This window comes from Variovorax sp. GW823-FHT04B03 (assembly GCF_058796495.1).
The window spans coordinates 155,503-174,806 of record NZ_JBXAIT010000007.1 but is presented as its reverse complement, the minus strand read 5'-3'; the positions used below and the strand labels follow the sequence as shown (position 1 = coordinate 174,806).

The 19,304-nt window shown below is 65.6% G+C and carries 15 protein-coding genes and 1 pseudogene; all 16 read right to left on the bottom strand.

Annotated features, from left to right (window positions below):
- Positions 1-121 precede the first annotated feature (121 nt).
- The 16 genes and pseudogenes from AC1RAD_RS27660 to AC1RAD_RS27585 all read right to left on the bottom strand — a co-directional run bounded on the left by AC1RAD_RS27660 (position 122) and on the right by AC1RAD_RS27585 (position 19,276).
- Positions 122-1,696 carry a SpoVR family protein gene (locus tag AC1RAD_RS27660; RefSeq protein WP_223301264.1) on the bottom strand — a complete coding sequence of 525 codons (1,575 nt, stop codon included), beginning with the start codon at positions 1,694-1,696 and terminating at the stop codon, positions 122-124.
- Entirely contained in the window at positions 1,693-2,985 is a 1,293-nt protein-coding gene (locus AC1RAD_RS27655; RefSeq protein WP_095744575.1) for a YeaH/YhbH family protein, read from the bottom strand. Before AC1RAD_RS27655 ends, AC1RAD_RS27660 begins: the two co-directional genes overlap by 4 nt.
- Before the next feature lie 81 nt (positions 2,986-3,066).
- On the bottom strand, positions 3,067-4,989 hold the full coding sequence (locus AC1RAD_RS27650) for a PrkA family serine protein kinase (protein WP_062470701.1): 1,923 nt from the start codon (positions 4,987-4,989) through the stop codon (positions 3,067-3,069).
- 656 nt (positions 4,990-5,645) lie between these two features.
- Positions 5,646-6,782 (bottom strand): molecular chaperone DnaJ, encoded by a 1,137-nt coding sequence (gene dnaJ / locus AC1RAD_RS27645; protein WP_062470698.1) that lies wholly within the window; start codon positions 6,780-6,782, stop codon positions 5,646-5,648.
- Positions 6,783-6,885: 103 nt separating this feature from the next.
- Entirely contained in the window at positions 6,886-8,823 is a 1,938-nt protein-coding gene (gene dnaK / locus AC1RAD_RS27640) for a molecular chaperone DnaK (protein WP_492738256.1), read from the bottom strand.
- 114 nt (positions 8,824-8,937) lie between these two features.
- Positions 8,938-9,510 (bottom strand): nucleotide exchange factor GrpE, encoded by a 573-nt coding sequence (gene grpE, locus AC1RAD_RS27635; RefSeq protein WP_159272622.1) that lies wholly within the window; start codon positions 9,508-9,510, stop codon positions 8,938-8,940.
- A gap of 224 nt (positions 9,511-9,734) precedes the next feature.
- Positions 9,735-10,085: an FKBP-type peptidyl-prolyl cis-trans isomerase gene (locus AC1RAD_RS27630; protein ID WP_099796131.1), complete on the bottom strand. Its 351-nt coding sequence runs from the start codon at positions 10,083-10,085 to the stop codon at positions 9,735-9,737.
- A gap of 213 nt (positions 10,086-10,298) precedes the next feature.
- A pseudogene (locus AC1RAD_RS27625) lies at positions 10,299-10,601 on the bottom strand (winged helix-turn-helix transcriptional regulator); the annotation flags it as partial.
- 189 nt (positions 10,602-10,790) lie between these two features.
- On the bottom strand, positions 10,791-11,636 hold the full coding sequence (asd, locus tag AC1RAD_RS27620) for an archaetidylserine decarboxylase (protein ID WP_070059678.1): 846 nt from the start codon (positions 11,634-11,636) through the stop codon (positions 10,791-10,793).
- A 336-nt stretch (positions 11,637-11,972) separates the two neighbouring features.
- Positions 11,973-12,965 (bottom strand): Bug family tripartite tricarboxylate transporter substrate binding protein, encoded by a 993-nt coding sequence (locus AC1RAD_RS27615; RefSeq protein ID WP_492738254.1) that lies wholly within the window; start codon positions 12,963-12,965, stop codon positions 11,973-11,975.
- Positions 12,966-12,991: 26 nt separating this feature from the next.
- Positions 12,992-13,972 (bottom strand): tripartite tricarboxylate transporter substrate binding protein, encoded by a 981-nt coding sequence (locus tag AC1RAD_RS27610; protein ID WP_307694262.1) that lies wholly within the window; start codon positions 13,970-13,972, stop codon positions 12,992-12,994.
- A 54-nt stretch (positions 13,973-14,026) separates the two neighbouring features.
- Positions 14,027-14,788 carry an SDR family NAD(P)-dependent oxidoreductase gene (locus AC1RAD_RS27605; RefSeq protein WP_492738252.1) on the bottom strand — a complete coding sequence of 254 codons (762 nt, stop codon included), beginning with the start codon at positions 14,786-14,788 and terminating at the stop codon, positions 14,027-14,029.
- 26 nt (positions 14,789-14,814) lie between these two features.
- Positions 14,815-16,386, bottom strand: a complete 1,572-nt coding sequence (gene garD / locus AC1RAD_RS27600) for a galactarate dehydratase (RefSeq protein WP_492738250.1) — start codon at positions 16,384-16,386, stop codon at positions 14,815-14,817.
- Between the two features lie 22 nt (positions 16,387-16,408).
- Positions 16,409-17,704, bottom strand: coding sequence for a TRAP transporter large permease (locus tag AC1RAD_RS27595; protein WP_492738248.1), 1,296 nt, complete (start codon positions 17,702-17,704; stop codon positions 16,409-16,411).
- A gap of 8 nt (positions 17,705-17,712) precedes the next feature.
- Complete coding sequence (locus AC1RAD_RS27590) at positions 17,713-18,201, bottom strand: TRAP transporter small permease (protein WP_062470671.1); 489 nt, start codon at positions 18,199-18,201, stop codon at positions 17,713-17,715.
- 97 nt (positions 18,202-18,298) lie between these two features.
- Complete coding sequence (locus AC1RAD_RS27585; protein ID WP_492738246.1) at positions 18,299-19,276, bottom strand: TRAP transporter substrate-binding protein; 978 nt, start codon at positions 19,274-19,276, stop codon at positions 18,299-18,301.
- Between the last annotated feature and the right edge of the window lie 28 nt (positions 19,277-19,304).

The following is a 19,304-nucleotide window of genomic DNA, read 5'->3' as shown; positions in this document are numbered from 1 at the left end:
CGCGAATGTCCCCCGCCTTCGGCTCCTCCTTGATTTCGCTGCGGGAAGCACCCAGTGCCCTGCGCACGAGGGCACGCTTCGGGCGAACGGCTGATCAAGAGCCGCTCTGTATCGCAGCGTCTCAGTAGGTCTGCTTGGGCGCGGCAGCCTTCCAGCTGCGGCTGACCCGGCCTGCGCTGTCGACGCTTTCCAGGTGCACGTCGAAGCCCCAGAGCCTTGCGACGTGCTTCAGCACTTCTTCGGCGTTGTCGTTCAGCGGCAGGTTGTTGCGCTGCGTGTGGCGCAGCGTGAGCGAGCGGTCGCCGCGCGTGGCCACGCTCCAGACCTGGATGTCGGGCTCGCGGTTGCCGATGTCGTACTGGCGTGACAGCGATTCGCGCAGCGCCTGGTAGCCGCTGTCGTCGTGGATGGCCGACACCTCGAGCTCCGATTCGCTCTGGTAGTCGCGGATCGAGAACAGGCGGAAATCGCGCATCGTCTTCGGGCTGAGGAACTGGCCGACGAAGCTCTCGTCCTTGAAGTTGCGCATCGCGTAGTCGAGCGTCTTGACCCAGTCGGTGCCCGCGAAGTCGGGGAACCAGCGGCGGTCTTCGTCGGTCGGCTTTTCGCAGACGCGGCGCAGGTCGGTGAACATCTTGAAGCCCAGCGCATACGGGTTGATGCCGCTGTAGGCGCGGTGGCCCACGGGCGGCTGGAACACCACGCTGGTGTGCGAGCTGAGCCATTCCATCATGAAGCCGTCGTCCAGCTGGCCGCGGTCGTACATGGTGTTGAGCAGCGTGTAGTGCCAGAAGGTGGCCCAGCCTTCGTTCATGACCTGGGTCTGGCGCTGTGGGTAGAAGTACTGCGCGATCTTGCGCACGATGCGCACCACCTCGCGCTGCCACGGCTCGAGCAGGGCGGCGTTCTTCTCGATGAAATAGAGCAGGTTCTCCTGCGGCTCGGGCGGAAAGCGGCGCGCGGCTTCCGACTCGGCGGCTTGTTCGCTCTTGCGCGGCAGCGTGCGCCACAGGTCGTTCACCTGCTGCTGCATGTGGCGCTCGCGGTCGGTGCGCTGCGCGCTCTCTTGCGCCAGCGAACGCTTCTGCGGACGGCGGTAGCGGTCGACGCCGTAGTTCATGAGCGCGTGGCAGGAGTCGAGCAGGTCTTCCACCGCGTCGAGGCCGTGGCGCTCCTCGCACTCGGCGATGTAGTGCCGCGCGTAGACGAGGTAGTCGATGATCGACGACGCGTCGGTCCACATGCGGAACAGGTAGTTGCCCTTGAAGAAGCTGTTGTGGCCGTAGGCCGCATGCGCGATCACCAGGGCCTGCATGGCCATGGTGTTTTCTTCCATGAGGTAGGCAATGCACGGATCGGAGTTGATGACGATCTCGTAGGCCAGCCCCATGTGGCCGCGCTTGTAGTTCTTCTCGGTGGAAATGAACTGCTTGCCGTACGACCAGTGCCTGTAGATCATGGGCATGCCCACGCTGGCGTAGGCGTCCATCATCTGCTCGGCCGTGATCACCTCGAGCTGGTTCGGGTAGGTGTCCAGGCCGAAGCTCCTCGCGGTCTTGGCGATCTCGGTGTGGTACGTCTCGATGAGTTCGAAGGTCCAGTCGGACGGGCTGGGCAGGCGCTCGAGGCGGGAGGTGGGCAGGTCGGTGCTGCGCGGCAGGACGGGGGCCCCGGGAGGGCGTTCGGTGGTGATCATGTGGGCACCCCTTCCTTCTTGAACAGGTCGCGGAACACCGGGTAGATGTCCTGCGCGTCCGATACCTTGCGCATGGCGAAGTTGGGCGCCACGCCTTCGAGCTGCTGGTACTCCTGCCACAGGTTCTGCTCGGTCTCGGCCACTTGCACGTAGGCGTAGTAGCGCACCACGGGCAGGATGTTGTCGACCAGCAGTTCGCGGCAGCGGCCGCTGTCCTGGTGCCAGTTGTCGCCGTCGCTGGCCTGGGCGCCGTACACGTTCCATTCGCCGCTGGCGTAGCGGGCCTTGATGATCTCGTCCATGAGCACCAGCGCGCTCGACACCACGGTGCCGCCGGTCTCGGTGGCGTGGAAGAACTCTTCTTCGGTCACTTCCTGCGCCTGCGTGTGGTGGCGCAGGAACACGAGGTCGATGCGCTCGTAGTGCCGCGTGAGGAACAGGTACAGCAGCATGAAGAAGCGCTTGGCCATGTCCTTGCGCGCCTCGTCCATCGAGCCCGACACGTCCATGAGGCAGAACATCACGGCCTTGGCGCTGGGCACGGGCGTCTTCACGCGGTTGCGGTAGCGCAGGTCGATCGGGTCGATGTAGGGCACGTGCCGCATGGTGCGGCGCAGCTCGGCGATGAGGTCCTCGGTCTCGCGGATTTCCTTCTGGATCAGTGCGGTCTCGACCTGTGGATGCGCTTTCAGGACCAGGAGGTGCGCCTCCAGGCGCTTGAGTTCCTTGCGCGGTTCGCCGCCCAATGCAATGCGCCGCGCCAGCGCGCCGCGCATGGAGCGCACCACGTGCAGGTTGTTGGGCGAGCCGTCGCTGGTGAAGCCGGCGCGGTGGCTCTTCCATTCGGGCACCTCGGCGATCTGGGTGCGCACGAGGTGCGGCAGCGCAAGGTCGTCGAAGAAGACGCGCATGAACTCCTCGCGCGTGAGGCGGAAGACGAAGTCGTCCTCGCCTTCGCCGCTGTCGCTGGCCTCGCCGCTGCCCGAGCCACCGCCGCCCTGGCCCTCGGGGCGCGCGATGCGGTCGCCCTTGAGGTATTCCTGGTTGCCGGGGTGCACGTACTCGCGGTCGCCGCCGCGCGCATGGCCGAACACCGGCTCGGAGACATCGTGGCGCGGCAGGGTCACGTCTTCGCCTTGCTCCAGCTCGCGGATGTTGCGCCCGCTGACCGCGCGCCGCACCGCCTCCTGGATCTGGCCCTTGTAGCGCCGAAGGAAGCGCTCGCGGTTGCCGATGGACTTGTTCTTGCCCGAGAGCCGGCGATCGATGATCTGCTGCAGGATGGCCACGATGTTTTCAAAGCTCCTTGCAAAACGGTGGACGGTGCGCTGGTTAGGTCCTTCGCACGCGTCCGTTGTTCCCGCTGTCCGCTATGAACTCTTGCGCACCCGCAGGTACCACTCGCACAGAAGCCGGACCTGCTTGGCGGTGTAGCCCTTCTCGACCATGCGGGTCACGAAGTCCTCGTGCTTCTTCTGCTCGTCGGCGCTGCTCTTGGTGTTGAAACTGATCACCGGCAGCAGCTCTTCGGTGTTGGAGAACATCTTCTTCTCGATGACTGCGCGCAGCTTCTCGTAGCTGGTCCACGCCGGGTTGCGCCCCGCGTTGCCGGCCCGTGCGCGCAGCACGAAGTTGACGATTTCGTTGCGGAAGTCCTTCGGGTTGCCGATGCCCGCGGGCCGCTCGATCTTCTCGAGTTCGCCGTTGAGCGAGGCCCGGTCGAACACTTCGCCGGTGTCCACGTCGCGGAACTCCTGGTCTTGAATCCAGTAGTCGGCGTAGGTCACGTAGCGGTCGAAGATGTTCTGGCCGTACTCGCTGTAGCTTTCCAGGTAGGCGGTCTGGATTTCCTTGCCGATGAACTCGGCATAGCGCGGCGCCAGCAGCTCCTTGATGTAGCTGATGTACTTCTGCTCGGTTTCCGGCGGAAACTGCTCGCGCTCGATCTGCTGTTCGAGCACGTACATCAGGTGCACCGGGTTGGCGGCCACCTCGGTGCTGTCGAAGTTGAAGACCTTGGAGATGATCTTGAAGGCGAAGCGCGTGGAGACGCCGCTCATGCCCTCGTCGACGCCCGCGTAGTCGCGGTACTCCTGGATCGACTTGGCCTTGGGGTCGGTGTCCTTCAGGTTCTCGCCGTCGTACACCTGCATCTTGCTGAAGGTGCTGGAGTTCTCGGGCTCCTTCAGACGCGTGAGCACCGACAGCTGCGCCATCATGCGCAAGGTGCCGGGCGCGCACGGGGCCTTGGCCAGCGAGGAGTTGCGCACCAGCTTCTCGTAGATCTTGATCTCTTCGGAGGCGCGCAGGCAGTACGGCACCTTCACGATGTAGATCCGGTCGAGGAAAGCCTCGTTGTTCTTGTTGTTGCGGAACGCCTTCCACTCGCTCTCGTTGCTGTGGGCCAGCACGATGCCGTCGAAGGGAATGGCGCCGAAACCCTCGGTGCCCTTGAAGTTGCTTTCCTGCGTGGCCGTGAGCAGCGGGTGCAGCACCTTGATGGGCGCCTTGAACATTTCCACGAACTCGAGCAGGCCCTGGTTGGCCAGGCACAGGCCGCCGGAGTAGGCGTACGCGTCGGGGTCGTCCTGGGCGTAGGTTTCGAGCTTGCGGATGTCGACCTTGCCGACCAGCGAAGAGATGTCCTGGTTGTTCTCGTCGCCGGGCTCGGTCTTGGCGACCGCGATCTGGCGCAGCACCGAGGGGTAGCGCTTGACCACCTTGAACTGGCGGATGTCGCCGCCGTACTCTTCGAGCCGCTTCACGGCCCAGGGCGACAGGATGCGGTTCAGGTAGCGCACGGGGATGCCGTACTCTTTTTCGAGGATCTCGCCGTCTTCGAGAGTGTCGAAGAGCCCGAGGGGCGATTCGTTCACCGGGGAGCCGTGGATCGCATAGAAGGGCACGTGCTCCATGAGCTGCTTCAGGCGCTCAGCGATCGAGCTCTTGCCGCCGCCGACGGGTCCCAGCAGGTAAAGGATTTGCTTCTTTTCTTCCAGTCCCTGCGCGGCGTGGCGGAAATAGGACACCACCTGCTCGATGGCATCTTCCATGCCATAGAACTCCTTGAACGCCGGATAGATCTTGATGACCTTGTTCGCGAAGATCCGCGAAAGACGGGGGTCATTGCGGGTATCTACCAGTTCCGGCTCGCCAATGGCCTGGAGCATTCGTTCGGAGGCCGTTGCATATGCAGTCGGATCGCGTTTGCAGATATCCAGATATTCCTGCAGCGAGAGAACTTCCTCGCGGGTGCGTTCGTAGCGGGCTGCAAAGTTGCTGATCACGTCCATGGTCGCGCCTCCTTCAGGTCGGCGGGGCTTTTGACCCCGATGCCTACAGCCAGAGACTGCGTCGCTCCTCTTGGAAGAGGGGCCCCGCCCATGGCCGTATGCCGTGGAAAACTCCCTTACACACTATCTACACAATCGGTTCAATCAGCATAAAGCAAAGAATGAACCGGGCAAATGTTTTATTTATTCTGAACCCCTCTGCCGAGTAAAGTTCCTCGGAAAACAAGGAACTTCTATTCGTGTTTCTGTTAAATTGAAAAGCTCGCGCTCGCGTAATTGTCCCCGGATGAAATGACTATGCCGAATGGCTATCGTCCTCATTGAAATTCTGTGGCGAACACCTTTCCTAATTGAACCCGGGTTCAATAAAGCCGATGCCTTTCAGCAATAACGCGCGACCTGTCGTTTGGTTTATTGCATATCCAAAAAAACATTAAAGCAATCCCCGCGCCACTCCTGTGGCGAGTGGCTGGCGCATGGCAACGTGGGAAGACAACGCGGGCGCCGGTCGGCGGCGTTCCGCAACGGTGCGGGGAGCACCGTTCGCGTGCCTGGCGTGCCGCCAGAGGGCGGCAGCGGCCGAAAGAGGGCACGCTTTGGGCCGACAGGGCGCCGGCCCGGCGCTGACGAAGGCCGTCAGCGCGTCAGCATCATCGTCAGCTGAAGAATTCCTTGGCCTTGTCGAACCAGCCCTTGTCGGTCGGGCTGTGCTTCTCGCCACCCTTCTTGAGCGATTCGTCGAGCTCCTTGAGCAGCTTGCGCTGGTGCTCGGTGAGCTTCACGGGCGTTTCCACGCGCACGTGGCAGTACAGGTCGCCCGGGTAGCTCGAACGCACGCCCTTGATGCCCTTGCCACGCAGGCGGAACTGCTTGCCGCTCTGGGTGCCGTCGGGAATGTCGATGGCGGCCGCGCCCTTGAGCGTCGGCACGTTGATCTCGCCGCCCAGCGCCGCGGTGGTGACGCTCACGGGCACCACGCAGTGCAGGTCGTCGCCATCGCGCTCGAACAGGTCGTGCTTCTTGAGGCGGATCTCGATGTACAGGTCGCCGGGCGGCCCGCCGTTGGTGCCGGGCTCGCCGTTGCCGGTGCTGCGGATGCGCATGCCGTCGTCGATGCCGGCCGGAATCTTCACTTCCAGCGTCTTGTTGTTCTTGATCTTGCCCTGGCCGTGGCACACGGTGCAGGGCTCGGGAACGATCTTGCCGCTGCCGTGGCAGGTCGGGCAGGTCTGCTGCACGCTGAAGAAGCCCTGGCGCATCTGCACGGCGCCCGCGCCGTGGCAGGTGGTACAGGTGATGGGCTTGGTGCCGGGCTTGGCGCCGGAGCCGTGGCAGGTGCCGCAGTCGTCCCAGCTCGGGATGCGGATCTGCGCGTCCTTGCCGTCGGCGGCTTCCTCGAGCGTGACTTCCATCGCGTAGCTCAGGTCGCTGCCGCGGAACACCTGGCGTCCGCCGCTGGTGCGGCCGCGGCCGCCGCCGAACACGTCGCCGAAGATGTCGCCGAAGGCCTCCGCGAAGCCGCCGAAGCCTTCCGCGCCGGGGCCGCCGCGCATGTTGGGGTCGACGCCGGCATGGCCGTACTGGTCGTAGGCCGCGCGCTTCTGGCCGTCCGACAGCATCTCGTAGGCCTCCTTCACCTCCTTGAACTTGGCCTCGGCGTCCTTGCTGGTGTCGCCGTGGTTGCGGTCGGGGTGGTGCTTCATCGCAAGCTTGCGATAAGCCTTCTTGATTTCTTCCTCGCTCGCGTTCTTGGGAACGCCGAGGGTTTCGTAGTAGTCGCGTTTGGTGGCCATGGCAGCAGATTCGGTCGGGCGGCGGGAACTCGTCGGGGAACTGGAAGCGAGAAAGGCTGGAGCACCTGTTCAGGTGTTCCAGCCTTGTTAGAAGGGCAGGGGATCAGCCCTTCTTCACTTCCTTGACTTCGGCGTCGACCACGTTGTCGTCGGCCTGCGCGCTGGCGGAAGCTTCCGCGCCTGCCGGGCCGCTGGCGGCCGAGGCGTTGGCCGCAGCCTGCGATTCGGCATACATCTTCTCGCCGAGCTTCTGGCTCGCGGTCATCAGCGTGTTGGTCTTTTCCTCGATCACGGCCTTGTCTTCACCCTTGAGGGCTTCTTCCAGGTCCTTGATCGCGGCTTCGATCGCGTCCTTCTCGGCAGCTTCGAGGCTGGCGCCATGCTCGCCGAGCGACTTCTTCACGCTGTGCACCATGGCTTCGCCCTGGTTGCGCGCCTGCACGATCTCGAGCTTCTTCTTGTCTTCGTCGGCGTTGAGCTCGGCGTCCTTGACCATCTTCTGGATCTCGTCTTCGCTCAAGCCCGAGTTCGCCTTGATGGTGATCTTGTTTTCCTTGCCGGTGCCCTTGTCCTTGGCGCCGACGTGCAGGATGCCGTTGGCGTCGATGTCGAAGCTCACCTCGATCTGCGGCGTGCCGCGCGATGCCGGCGGAATGCCTTCCAGGTTGAACTCGCCCAGCAGCTTGTTGCCCGAGGCGATCTCGCGCTCGCCCTGGAACACCTTGATCGTCACGGCCGGCTGGTTGTCTTCGGCGGTCGAGAAGGTCTGTGCGAACTTCGTCGGGATCGTGGTGTTCTTCGTGATCATCTTGGTCATCACGCCACCCATCGTCTCGATGCCCAGCGACAGCGGGGTCACGTCGAGCAGCAGCACGTCCTTGCGGTCGCCCGAGAGCACCTGGCCCTGGATGGCGGCGCCGACAGCCACGGCTTCGTCGGGGTTCACGTCCTTGCGCGGTTCCTTGCCGAAGAAGGCCTTCACCTTTTCCTGCACCTTGGGCATGCGGGTCATGCCGCCGACCAGGATCACGTCGTTGATGTCGCTCACGCTGATGCCGGCGTCCTTGATGGCCAGGCGGCAAGGCGCGATGGTGCGCTCGACCAGCTCGTCGACCAGGCTTTCCAGCTTGGCGCGGGTGAGCTTGATGTTCAGGTGCTTCGGGCCCGACGCGTCGGCCGTGATGTACGGCAGGTTGATGTCGGTCTGCGCGCTGTTCGACAGCTCGATCTTGGCCTTTTCAGCGGCTTCCTTCAGGCGCTGCAGGGCCAGCACGTCCTTGCCCAGGTCGACGCCTTGTTCCTTTTTGAACTCGCCGATGATGTAGTCGATGATGCGTTGGTCGAAGTCTTCGCCGCCCAGGAAGGTGTCGCCGTTGGTCGACAGCACTTCGAACTGCTTCTCGCCGTCGACGTCCGCGATCTCGATGATCGACACGTCGAAGGTGCCGCCGCCCAGGTCATACACGGCGATCTTGCGGTCGGCCTTGTCCTGCTTGTCCAGGCCGAAGGCCAGGGCTGCAGCGGTGGGTTCGTTGATGATGCGCTTGACGTCCAGGCCCGCGATGCGGCCGGCGTCCTTGGTGGCTTGGCGCTGTGCGTCGTTGAAGTAGGCCGGCACCGTGATCACGGCTTCGGTCACGGCTTCGCCGAGGTAGTCTTCGGCGGTCTTCTTCATCTTGCGCAGGATGTCGGCGCTGACCTGCTGCGGGGCCATCTTCTTGCCGCGCACTTCCACCCATGCGTCGCCGTTGTCGGCCTTGGCGATGGTGTAGGGCATCAGGTCGATGTCCTTTTGGACTTCCTTTTCCTCGAACTTGCGGCCGATCAGGCGCTTGATCGCGTACAGCGTGTTCTTGGGGTTGGTGACGGCCTGGCGCTTGGCCGAGGCACCGACCAAGACTTCACCGTCTTCCTGGTACGCGACGATCGACGGCGTGGTGCGGGCACCTTCCGAGTTCTCGATCACACGCGTGGTGTTGCCTTCCATGATCGACACGCACGAGTTGGTGGTGCCGAGGTCGATGCCGATGATCTTTGCCATGTTCTTACTCCTGAAATTCGGAAAAATATGTTGTTATGAACTTGTGGATAACCCGGCGTGATTCAAGGGATGACGCGGGGGTTTCCTGTGGGAATCTTGTGGGCCGATGCCGCTTTACTTGGGCGCGGCCACGGTGACCAGCGCCGGGCGCAGCACGCGCTCGTTGATGGTGTAGCCCTTTTGCAGGAGGCCCACCACGGTGTTGGCGTCCTGGTCGGCGGGCACCATCGAGATGGCCTGGTGCAGGTGCGGGTCGAACTTGTCGCCGGCGGCGGGGGCCACTTCGATCACCTTGTTGCGTTCGAGCGCGCTCTTGAGCTGGCGCAGCGTGGCCTCGGCGCCTTCGCGGATCTGCTCGGGCGTGGCGTCCTTGATGGCCAGGCCGGCTTCGAGGCTGTCGGTCACCGGCAGCAGGCTCTCGGCAAAGGCTTCGACCGCGAACTTGCGGGCCTTGGTGATCTCGTCGTCGGCGCGGCGGCGGGCGTTCTGCACGTCGGCCTGCGCGCGCAAATACTGGTCGGCCAGCTCGGCATTCTTGGTCTGCAGGGCAGCCAGCTCGCCTTGTGCCACGGCCAGGGCGTCGAGCGCCTCGGCTTCGTTGGCGGCTTGCGCGGCCTCCAGTTCTTCGGGACTGGGCTCGCCTTGCAGCATTTGAGAATTCTGTGCGGATTGTTGCGGGTCAGACATTTTTCAAAGAACCGGCGTGCGCCGGAAAACAAACACAGCCAGCCACTTGGGGCTGCTCTAGGGCTTTTCAAGCGTAAAAATGCGGCCAAAGCGGCCGCAAGAGGGGTGCGAAGTGGCTTTCGCGAGAGACACCGAGGAACCGGCTTCGCCGGGCCTCAGGTGTCGCCCCCGGTAGGGGGTTGGCGAAGCGGACACGAAGTGCCGCGCAGCCTGGGGGCGAGCCCTTAATGCGCGTCGAGGAGCTCGACGTCGAACTTCAGGGTCGCGTTCGGGGGGATCACGCCGCCAGCGCCGCGGGCGCCATAGCCCAGTGCAGCGGGGATGACCAGCGTGCGCTTGCCGCCGATCTTCATGCCGGCGACGCCTTCGTCCCAGCCCTTGATGACCTGGCCAGCGCCCAGCGAGAACGCGAAGGGGTCGTTGCGGTCGCGGCTGGAGTCGAACTTGGCGCCTTGCACGCCGTCGTTGAAGAGCCAGCCGGTGTAGTGCACGTGCACGTGGTGGCCGGCCTTGGCTTCAGCGCCGGTGCCGACTTCGGTGTCTTCGTATTGCAGGCCGGAGGGGGTGGTGGGCATGGGAAACGCTCCTTGCGTCGATGAAATGGGAGAGGAATCGGAGGCGCGGAGTTTACCGAGGCCCGGCGGGCCCCCGCTTCAGCCCTGGCTGTCGGAGCCGGGCGGCGTGGCTGCGGGAGGTGCTGCGTCGGGGGCAGAAGGCGTCGGCGCCGCAGGCGCCACGGGCGCGGAGGCATCGGCCGATGCGGGCTGGGCCGCGGCCGGCCCCGCGGCCTTTTTGCTCTGCCCGAGCTGCCACTTGGCGGCGAAGGCCTGCAGGTCGGACAGGCGCTTGAGCAGGTCCTGCCCGCTCAGCGTGAGGCAGTAGCCGTCGCTGCCGTGGCTCACGACGCCGGCTTCGCGCAATTCCTTGATGCGGGTGTTGAGGGTGTTGGGAGTGATGCCGCCGACGCTGTCCTGCAGCAGCCGGAAGGTCTGGGCGTGGCCGTCGCGCAGGGCCCACAGCACACGCAGCGCATAGCGGGCTTCGAGCAGGGCGAGCAACTGGCTGATGGCTGCGTTTTCCTTGGTACTCATCGACATCATCTCCTCGAAGCTGGGCGGACCGTCGGCCGGGGGCAGGCCGGGGCGGCGCACTCTTGTTTGTGATTGGTCGTCATGGACCGTCTGGCTGGCCGACGACTATAGCGCGAAGGATCAGGATGCTACTGGTTTTATAGCTGTACAGGCATGCAGCATGCGGGTTTCGAGACAAAGCTTCACAAATCAGGCGTAGTTGGCCATGGCTTCGCCCAGGCGGATCGCGCGGGTGGGCGACCAGTCCGGGTTGAAGGCCAGCGCGGGCGCCGGGAACAGCATGACGACGGTCGAGCCCAGCAAGAACCGGCCCATCTCGTCGCCCTTCTTGATGTCGATCTGCTGGTCGTTGTAGTGCCACTCGCGCAGCTCGCCCACGCGCGGCGGGTTGACCACGCCGTGCCACACGGTGGCCATGCTGCCGACGATGGTGGCGCCCACGAGCACGAGCACGAAGGGGCCGTTGGCTGATTCGAAGACGCACACCACGCGTTCGTTGCGCGCGAACAGGCCGGGCACGCCGCGCGCGGTGGTCGGGTTGACCGAGAACAGGTCGCCGGGCACGTGGATCATGCGCACCAGCCGCCCGTCGCAGGGCATGTGGATGCGGTGGTAGTCCTTGGGGCTCAGGTACAGCGTGGCAAAGCTGCCGTGCGCGAACTTGGCGGCCAGCGCCGCGTCGCCGCCGACCAGCGCGGTGGTCGTGTAGTTGTGGCCCTTGGCCTGGAAGATCTGGTCGCCCTCGATGGCGCCGAACTGGCTGATGGCGCCGTCCACGGGGCAGACGAGGTCGGCCTGGGCGAGCGGGCGCATGCCGGGCTTGAGGGCGCGCGTGAAGAACTGATTGAAGCTCTTGTAGTGATGGATGTCGGACTCGAGCGCCTCGCCCATGTCGACGTTGTACTTGGCAACGAAGCGGCGAATGATCCAGGTGGTGACCGCGCCTCGTTCCTTGCCTGCGACCCAGCCGGCGAAATTGGTCAGGGCCTGCTTGGGGAACAGGTATTGGGGCAGAACTGCGGAGCGATCGGACACGTTGTGGAAGGCCTGGAATGCGGAATCGGACGGGCATTCTATAAAGCGCTTCTTCTCGGGGGCGTAGGAAGCTTCCCTTGGTTCGCGGGGACTGGCGCTCCGTGCAGGCACGCGCCTGGCGGGCGGTGCGGCGCGGTCGGCCCCACTGTGCCGGCCGCTTCGCGGCTGCCCTGCGGTGCTCGCGTTTCGCGGGGTCTCGCAGAACTCGCTGCGCTCAAACAGCTGCGAGCCCTGATCCGCGAAACGCTGCGCGCCTCGGCGGCACAGAGGGGCCGCCCGCACCACACCGCCCACCAGGCGCTTGTGGGGGTGTGGTGGCTGCCGGATTCGGGGAGGTCAGTCGGCCTTGATGCCTGCTGCCTTGATCACCTGCGCCCACTTCTCCACTTCCGTCTTCTGGAAGGCGGCGATCTGCGCGGTCGTGAGGTCGGCGGGCTCCATGCCGAAGCCCTTGAGCTTGTCCTGCATCTCGGGGGTCGCGAGGATCTTGCGGATCTCGGTGTGCAGGCGGTCGACGACGGGCGCCGGCGTGCCCGCGGGCACGAAGATCGCCTGCCACGACACCACCTCGAAGTCCTGCAGGCCGGGCACGCCCGACTCGGCCACCGTCGGCACGTCGGGCATCGAGGCCAGGCGCTTGGCCGAGGTGACCGCAATAGCGCGCAGCTTGCCGCTCTGGATGTGCGGGCCGGCCACCACGGTGGTGTCGAACATCATGTCGACCTGCCCGCCGATCACGTCCTGGATCGCGGGGCCGCTGCCCTTGTACGGGATGTGCGTGAACTTCACGCCCGACTTGTAGCCCAGCAGTTCCAGCGCCAGGTGCTGCGAGGTGCCCGTGCCCGCCGAGGCCGACGAGAGGCCGCCGGCCTTGGCCTTGCTCGCGGCGATCACGTCCTTCAGCGTCTTGTAGGGGCTGGCCTGGTTCACCACCAGCACGACCGGGTTGGTGCCGATGAGCGTCACGGGCGCGAACGACTTCTGCGGGTCGTAGCCCAGCTTGGGGTACAGGCTCACGTTGATCGCGTGCGAGCTGATCGTGCCGCCCACCAGCGTGAAGCCGTCGGGCGCGGCGCGCGCGCCGATCTCCGAACCCACGCTGCCGCCGGCGCCGCCCTTGTTGTCGATGATCACGCTCGTGCCCAGCACGGTGCCGAGCTTCTGGCCGATGAGCCGGCCCAGCACGTCGGTGGTGCCGCCCGCGGGGAAGGGCACGAGGTAGGTGATGGCCTTGCCCGTGGGCCAGGTGCTGCCGCCTTGCGCGAAGGCGGGCAGGGCCGCCGCCAGCGAGGCGGCGAGGGCGGACTGGATGAGTGTGCGGCGTTGCATGGCAGTGTCTCCTTGTCGTGTCGCGTTCACGGCTTGATGTTCAGCTTGGTGATCAGCGCCTTGAAGTAGGCGTTGTCCTTGGCCAGCGTTTCCTTGAACACGGCGCCGTCGGTGTAGACGTAGCCCAGGTTCTGCTTGTCCATCACCTCGTGCATCAGCGGCTCGGCGGCGGTCTTGGCGGTGATCTCGCGCAGCTTGGCCATCACTTCGGGCGGCGTGTTCTTCGGCGCGCCCAGGCCGCGCCACGTGCCGATCGACAGGTCGATGCCGCGCTCCTTGGCGGTCGGGATCTTCTCGAAGCCCTTCACGCGTTTGTCGGCCATCACCATCAGCACCTTGAGTTTGCCGCCCTGCACGTGCGTCGTGACTTCGGCGGGGCTCACGGCCACGGCCTCGATGTGGCCGCCCAGCAGCGCCAGCACGGCGGGCGCGGCGCCCTGGAAGGGGATGTGGCCGAACTTGGTGCCGGTCTTGTCTTCGAGCGCGGCGGCGGCCAGGTGCCAGATCGAGCCGTTGCCCGAGTTGCCCACGCGGATGCCCTCGGGCGACTTCTTCGCGGCGGCGAGGAACTCTTCGATGGTGTTCCACGGCGCATCGGCCTTCACGGTGATCGCGGCCGGGTCGGCGTTGAGCTGCGCAATCGGCTGGAAGTCGTCGTAGTTGAACTTGGCCAGGCCCAGGTGCGGCAGCGTGAGCAGCTCCACGGTGAGCACCGCGAGCTTGTAGCCGTCGGGCTTGGCGTTGATCACCTCGGTCCATCCGATGGCGCCGCCCGCGCCGGGGCGGTTGACGATCACGATGCTCTGCGAGATGTGCTTGCGGCTCGCTTCCGAGAACGCGCGCGCCAGGCCGTCGGTGCCGCCGCCGGGCTGGTAAGGCACGAGCAGCTCGATGGTGCGATTCGGGAAGTCGTTGGCTTGTGCCGCGGCGGGCGCGGCCAGGCCGAGCGAGAGGGCGGCGGTGGCCGAAAGGGCGGCAAGGCCGCGGACGAACTGGCTTCTTTGCATGGTGTCTCTGTCTCCGTTGTTGATCTGTTGTGTGGCGCAGGGGAGGGCGCAGGCTCAGGGCATGTACTGCCCGCCGTTCACCTCGAGCACCTGTCCCGTCACGTAGCCCGAGAGCTGTTCGGACGCGAGGTACAGGAAAGCGCCCACGCATTCGTCGGCCGTGCCCAGGCGCCCCATCGGGATGCCGGTCCTGAAGGTCTCGAGCATCGCGGGCGTCGAGAAGCGGTCCTGGAACGGCGTCTGGATCACGCCCGGCGCGACCGCGTTCACGCGGATGCAGTCGCCCACGAGTTCCCGTGCCAGGCCGTGTGTCGCGGTACTCACGAAGCCCTTGGCGCCGGCGTACAGGTACGCGCCCGGCCCGCCGCCGGTGCGCGCGGCCACCGAGGTCACGTTGATGATGGTGCCGCTGCCTTGCTTGCGCATCTGCGGCACGGCCTCGCGGCAGAAGGCCAGCACCGAGCGCGCGTTGATGTGCATCACCTCGTCGAACAGCGCATCGTCGAACTCGGCGATGGGCATGCGCTTGACCAGGCTGCCGGCGTTGTTCACCAGCACGTCGATGCGGCCGAACTGCGCCGTCGTTTCCTGCACGCAGGCGCGGATCGCGGCCGTGTCGCGCACGTCGGCCTGCAGCGCGAAGGCGGTGCCGCCGGCGGCGCGGATGGTGTCGACCACGCGGGTCGCCGCCTCGGCTGAGCTGTTGTAGTGCACGGCCACGCGCATGCCGCGCGCGGCGAACGCGATGGCCACCGCGGCGCCGATGCCGGTGCTGGCGCCGGTGACGAGGGCGGTCTTGTCCTTGAGGTCTTCCATGGCTGTGCTCCGTGTGGGTGAGTCGATCAGGTGACCGGTGCCGGGTTGAACAGCACCAGCGCGTTGTGCAGCTTCCAGTGCTCGGCCCAGGTCTTCTTGCGGCCGCTGGCCACCTCGAGCATCAGGCGGAACATCTCCCAGCCGATGTCCTCGATGCTGGCCTCGCCGTCGGCGATGCGGCCCGCGTTCACGTCCATCAGGTCGTGCCAGCGGCGCGCGAGGTCGCTGCGCGTGGCGACCTTGATCACCGGCACCTCGGCCAGTCCGTAGGGCGTGCCGCGGCCGGTGGTGAACACGTGCAGGTTCATGCCGGCCGCGAGTTGCAGCGTGCCGCAGATGAAGTCGCTGGCCGGTGTGGCGGCGTAGATCAGGCCCTTGTGCGTCAGCTTCTCGCCGGGCGCGAGCACGCCGGTGATCGGCGCCGAGCCCGACTTGACGATCGAGCCCATCGCCTTCTCGACGATGTTCGACAGCCCGCCCTTCTTGTTGCCCGGCGTGGTGTTGGCGCTGCGGTCGACGCGGCCCTTGTCGAGGTAGGCGTCGTACCAGGCCATCTCGCGGATCATGGCGTCGGCCACCTCGGGCGTGGCCGCGCGCGCGGTGAGCTGGTCGATGCCGTCGCGCACCTCGGTGACTTCCGAGAACATCACGGTGGCGCCTGCGCGCACCAGCAGGTCGGTGCAAAAGCCCACGGCGGGGTTGGCGGTGACGCCCGAAAAAGCGTCGCTGCCGCCGCACTGCACGCCCACGACGAGTTCGCTTGCGGGCACGGTCTCGCGTCGGCGCTGGTTTAGGCGCGCGAGGTGTACGTCGGCCTGGCGCATCACCGAATCGATCATCGACATGAAGCCGACGTGCGCGTCGTCCTGCAGGCAGACCACGTCGAGATCTTCGGCGGGCGCACCGCGCTGGTCGGCGATGGGGATGGTGCCGGGCGGCAGCAGCCGCTCGGGCTGCAGCTTCTCGCAGCCCAGGCTCACGACCATCACCTCGCCGCCGAAGTTGGGGTTGAGGCTGATGTTGCGCAGGGTGCGGATCGGCACGATGGCATCGGGCGCGTCGATGGCCACGCCGCAGCCGTAGCTGTGCTCGAGCGCCACCACGTCGTCGACGTTCGGGTACTTCGGCAGCAGCTCGGCCTTGATGCGCTGCACGGCGAATTCGGTGACGCCCGCCACGCACTGCACGGTCTGCGTGATCGCGAGGATGTTGCGCGTGCCTACCGAGCCGTCGGCGTTGCGGTAGCCCTCGAAGGTGTAGCCCTCGAGCGGCGGCAGGGCAGGGGGCTTGACCGTGGCGATGGGCAGGCCGTCGAGCTCGGGCGCGACCGGCATGCGCATCACGCGCTCGTGCACCCAGCTGCCGCGCGGCAGCGCCTTGAGCGCGTAGCCGATCACCACGTTGTAGCGGCGGATGGCGTCGCCTTCGGCCAGGTCGACGAGCGCCACCTTGTGGCCCTGGGGCACGGTGTCGACCAGCACCAGGCCGTCGTCGAAGGCCGTGCCGGCCTTCAGGCCACCGTCGTTCGCGACGATGGCGACGTTGTCGGCCGCGTGGATGCGGATGTACAGCGGCGGTCGGGTGTTCGCATCGGCCATCGGGAGGCCCTTTCTCTTTTCTTTACTTCACCACCATGAAGAGGCTGGGCAGCCAGGTGGAAAACGCCGGCACGAAGGTGACCACGCCGAGCGCGAAGATCAGCGCGCCGTAGAAGGGCCAGATCGTGCGCATCACCGTGCCCACCGACACCCCGCCGATGGCGCAGCCGACGAACTGGGTGGTGCCCACGGGTGGCGTGTTCAGCCCGAGCGCACAGTTGATGAGCATCACCACGCCGAACTGCACCGAGGTCATGCCGTACTGCTGTGCAATGGGCAGGAAGATCGGCGTGCACAGCAGGATCGTCGCGGCCATGTCCAGGAAGGTGCCCAGCACGAACAGGATGATGTTGATGAGCAGGAAGATCATCCACGGCGTGGTGGTCACCTGCGACAGCATCTGGCCCGTGAGCTCGGCCACGCCGTACAGGCTGATGAGGTAGCCGAAGGTGCTCGAGATGCCGATCAGCAGCAGGATCACACCGGTGGTGCGCACCGCCTTCGATGCCGCCTTGATGAAGTGCTCCCACTTCAGCGTGCGGTACACGAAGATCGTGAGCGCCAGCGCATAGAGCACCGCCACCGCCGCCGATTCGGTCGCCGTGAAGATGCCCGAGAGAATCCCGCCGAGGATCAGCACCACGATGAAGAGACCCGGCAGCGCCGCCGCGAACGAACGCGCCACGATGTCCCAGCCCGGGAACTTGCCGGCCGGATAGCCGCGCTTCACGGCCACCAGGTAGGCCGCCGCGAGGTTGCTCAGCGTGAGCACGGCCGCCGGCAGCAGCGCCGCCAGGATCAGCGCCGCGATCGACACCTTGCCGCCCGCCGCGAGCGAGTAAATGATGAGGTTGTGGCTGGTGGGCATCAGCGCGCCGACCAGGGCCGCGTGGGTCGTCACGTTGACCGCGTAGTCGGCGTGGTAGCCCTCCTTCTTCATCATTGGGATCATCACGGCGCCCATGGCCGAGACGTCCGCCACGGGCGAGCCCGAGACGCCGCCGAACAAGGTGCAGGCCACCACGTTCGACATGCCCAGGCCGCCGCGCACGTGGCCCACGAGGTTGCGCGCGAAGTTGACGATGCGGTCCGCGATGCCGCCGTAGAGCATGAGCTCGCCGGCGAAGATGAAGAAGGGAATGGCCAGGAACGAGAAGATGCCCATGCCCGAGGTCATCTGCTGGAAGCCCACCGCGAGCGGCAGGCCTTCGTACAGCAGCGTGGCCAGGGCCGACAGCCCGATCGAGAACGCCACCGGCACGCCGAGCAGCAGGAACAGCGTGAACGAGAGGCAAAGAATGAGAAGAGGGGTCGTCATGATGAGGTTCAGCCCCAGGCGGGTTCGACTTCGCGGCCTTGAGCGAGCGCGATGATGTGTTCGATCGAGAACATCACGATGAGGACGCCCGACACGGCGGCGGGCACGTACTTCCAGCCTTCGGAAATCCACAGCGTGGGCAGGCGGTAGTCCCACACCGATTCGGCAAGCGAGGCGCAGTTCCAGGCCATGGCCAGGCCGAACAGCAGGATCAGTGCGTGGATGAGGTATTCCATCTTCAGGCGCAGCCAGTCGGGCGCGAGCACGAGGAACGATTCAAGTCCGATGTGGCCCGCGTCGCGCACGCCCACGGCCACGCCCAGCATGGTCACGTAGAGCACCAGCAGCAGCGCGAGGCTCTCGGCCCAGGTGGGGGTGTTGTTGAGCACGTAGCGGCCGAACACCTGCCAGCTCACGGCGCAGATCACCGCGACGAGACCGAGGATGCCCAACCACATGCAGGCACGGGCGAGCGTGCGGCAAAGTTTGGTGTACATATTTCCAGCGCGAAAAATGGAGAGGCTCCGCCCCTTCGTGGCCCCCGGCAGGGGGCGCAGGGTCACGAAGTGCGCGAAGCCTGGGGGCGAGCCCTGCTTACTTCGTGTCCTGGACGCGCTTGACCAGGTCCTTGAGCTTCGCGTCCGTGATGAACTTGTCGTACACCGGCTTCATCGCGGCCTGGAACGGGGCCTTGTCGACGTCGATGATCTCGGCGCCGCCGGCCTTCACCGTGGCCAGCGACTTCACTTCACGCTCCTGCCACTGCTTGCGCATGTAGGGCACCGATTCCTTGGCGGCCTGGCGCAGCCAGCCCTGCTCTTCGGTGGAGAGCTTGTCCCACGCGCGCTTGGAGAACAGCAGCATCTCGGGCGCCATCGAGTGCTCGGTCTTGCTGTAGTACTTGGCGACCTCGAAGGCGCGCGCGCTTTCGTAGGTGGGGTAGTTGTTTTCGGCGGCGTCGATGAGGCCGGTCTTCAGGCCCGTGTAGACCTCGCCCATCGGCATCGGCGTGGCGTTGGCGCCCATGGCCTCGAGCATCGACACCCACAGGTCGGACTGCTGCACGCGCACCTTCAGGCCCTTCATGTCGGCGAAGTTGCGCACCGGCTTCTTGGCCGTGAACATCGAGCGCGCGCCGCTGTCGTAGTAGGCCAGGCCCACGAAGCCCTGCTTCTCGCACGACTTCAGGATTTCTTCGCCGACCGGGCCGTCGAGCACCTTGTGCAGGTGTTCGACCGAACGGAACAGGAAGGGCATGGTCGGCACCTGCGTTTCGGGGCAGATGTTGTTCATGGGCGCGATGTTCACGCGCACCATCTGCAGCGCGCCGATCTTGGTCTGCTCGATCGTGTCCTTCTCGTTGCCGAGCGCGCTGTTGTTGAAGACCTTGATGCTGTGCTTGCCCCCGGACAGCGCCTTGAGCCGTTCGCTCATGAACTTCACGGCGGTCACGGTGGGGTAGTCGTCGGGGTGGATGTCGGCCGAGCGGAACTCGGTGGCGCTTGCAGCCAGCGTGGTCAACGCGGCCGCCGCGCCGGCAGCAAGTGCGATGAGTGTCTTGTAGAGCTTCATTTGTCTCGTCCTCTTGGTGGTTGTCGTG